The organism is Pseudarthrobacter sp. fls2-241-R2A-127 (assembly GCF_030209355.1).
Taxonomy (GTDB): domain Bacteria; phylum Actinomycetota; class Actinomycetes; order Actinomycetales; family Micrococcaceae; genus Arthrobacter.
Genome location: NZ_JARVSF010000058.1, coordinates 1 through 2572, shown reverse-complemented (window position 1 = coordinate 2572; position 2572 = coordinate 1). Strand labels below are relative to the sequence as shown.

Annotated in this window: 2 protein-coding genes; both read left to right on the top strand. The window is 63.7% G+C overall.

What is annotated here, in order from left to right:
* The first annotated feature begins 158 nt into the window (after positions 1-158).
* The gene (gene istA, locus QRN53_RS21700) at positions 159-1712 is read left to right on the top strand and encodes an IS21 family transposase (protein WP_285245878.1); all 1554 of its coding nucleotides are present in this window, start codon (positions 159-161) and stop codon (positions 1710-1712) included.
* Complete coding sequence (locus tag QRN53_RS21695; protein ID WP_285245877.1) at positions 1709-2458, top strand: ATP-binding protein; 750 nt, start codon at positions 1709-1711, stop codon at positions 2456-2458. Before istA ends, QRN53_RS21695 begins: the two co-directional genes overlap by 4 nt.
* Positions 2459-2572 lie beyond the last annotated feature (114 nt).

The following is a 2572-nucleotide window of genomic DNA, read 5'->3' as shown; positions in this document are numbered from 1 at the left end:
TGAATATTCGCTCTTGAGGGGTCCATGTGTGGTGCGGGTTAGCGCCAGGGTCCGATCCCACGATTTGCGCTGGTCGGCGCCGGTGTTGGTGTGGTTGAGCGCCACCTGTAAGGCTCCTTCCACCGCGTGACGGCCACGTGGTGGAAGGAGTACCGGTAATGGTACGGAAGATCAGGGCGAAGCTCGTCTTGCAGTTGCGCAATCAGGGCCTGTCCGGTAGAGCGATCTCGCTTGCTCAGGGCATGTCGAGGCACAGCATTCAGGCGGTGATCGACGCTGCGGATCAGCTCGGGCTCGGTTGGGACGACGTTGCGGAGAAATCTGAGGGCGAGGTGTATCTGACGCTGTTTCCCGGTCGCGGGGTGCGGGAGAGCGTGTTCGCGCAACCGGACTGGATTCAGGTGCACCGTGAGCTGGCAAGGGTCGGGGTGACGTTGAAGCTGTTGCATCAGGAGTATCTCGACGGGTGCAGTCGGGCCGGGCAGGCGGCGATGAGTTATGACCGGTTCTGCAGGCTTTATGGCGATTACGCGAATGTCACTGGCGCGTCGTCCCGGGTCGGCCATAAGGCCGGCCGCAGCGTCGAGGTCGACTGGGCCGGGCCTACGCTGCAGCTCGTTGACCCGGCAACGGGAGAGATCTCGAAGGTGTATCTGTTCGTCGCCTGCCTGCCGTTCAGCAGGTATGCGTTCGTGGAGGCGACGTTGGATATGCGGCAGGAGTCGTGGCTGCGGGCGCATGCGGCGATGTTCGCATTCTTCGGCGGCACGGTCCCGCGGCTCGTCCCGGACAACCTGAAGACCGGGGTGATCTCTCACCCGCGCGAGGGCGAAGTCGTCCTCAACGACGCCTACCGGGAGTTGGCGGCGCATTATTCGGCGGCGGTACTACCTGGCCGGGTGCGGCACCCGAAAGACAAAGCGAGCGTCGAAAACACTGTCTCGCACATCGCCACCTGGGTGATTGCGGGTCTGAGGCAGGAGCAGTTCACCAGCCTGGTGCAGCTGCGGGCCCGGATTCGGGAGCAGATCGATGCCTACAACCGAGAGCCGTTCCAGAAGCGGGAGGGCTCCCGGTTGAGCGTGTTCACGGCCGAGGAGAAGCCGCTGCTGCAACCGTTGCCGGCGGTGACGTTCGAGATCAGCACCTGGACCTATGGGCGCAAAGTAGGCCGGAACGGACACGTGGTCTGGGCAAAGAACTTCTACTCAGTCCCGTTCACCCACATCGGCGCGCATGTTGATCTTCGCGTCACGGACACCATGCTCGAGATCTATCGGGGTGATGAGCGCCTGACCAGCCACCTGCTGCTGCCCGTGACGATGACGAACCAGTATCGGACGAACGAAGCCGACCTTCCTGAGGGGCACAGCTGGCAAGCCTGGGACCGGGCCCGGATCGACGCCTGGGCCTTACGGATGGGACCGGCGACCGGGACCGTGATCGAGAAGATCTTCCAGTCCGTCCGCATCGAGGAAGCCGGCTACGACCCGGCCCTGGCGGTCCTGCGCCTGTCTCGCAGGTTCTCACCAGCCCGGGTCGAAGCCGCATGCCAGCTCGCGCTGCGCGGGCCGATACGATCGCCCCGTTACGCCCACCTGCGGCCGATCCTGGACACCGGGCAAGACAAAACCGGGCACGTCGAGGACCCTGATGACGAAGATGGCGGATACGTGCGCGGCAGCTCCTACTACGCAGGAGGGACCCGATGAGCCGCCTGGACACGGAAACCAAACGCAAGCTGCGAGAGATGAACGCGGGCGAGCTGCTGGAGGCCATCGATACCCAAGACGAGACGCTGAGCATCAGCCTGCCGTTCGAAGATCGTCTCCGGCTGGTCGTCGATGACGCCTACGCCTCGTTCACCCATGCCAAAGTCAGCGGCCTGATCCGGCGAGCGGGGCTGCGCTACCCGAACGCTGACCTGCGCCGCATCGACCTCCTTGACGAGCGAGGTCTTGACCGGCCGCTGCTGAGCCAGCTCGGCACCTGCTCGTTCGTGGCCCGGCAGCAAAACGTTGTCTTCCAAGGGTTCACCGGGTCGGGGAAGTCCTACCTGGGATGCGCGATTGCTAAACGAGCATGCGAACACCGCATCCGCGCGCATTACGTCCGCATGCCCGACCTCGAGGAAGCCTGGGTCGCCGCCCAAGACACCCCCGGCGGATCCGGCAAATTCCTGCGTAAATATGCAGCGTTTAACCTGCTGGTCATTGATGAGTGGCTGCTGGATCGACCCACGGAATCGATGCGCACCATGCTGCTGGAACTGATGGAACGCCGCTACGGTGAGACGTCAACAGTGTTCTGCACCCAGTACTCGCAGAAGGACTGGCACCAGCGGCTCGGCTCCGGGGTTCACGCCGATGCGATCATGGACCGGATCATCCACAACACGATCTGGGTCGAGACAGGCAGCTACAACATGCGCGAGCACACGGCACTCGTAACCGCCTAGCAACCGTCAAGGAGGGCGTCAGCGGTGCCAGGCCACGCGACCGCTGGCGCTCTCCCGCACGAACCCCGGCGCTGAACCGCACGAACAGGTGGCGCTCAAAGCTTCAAATACTCA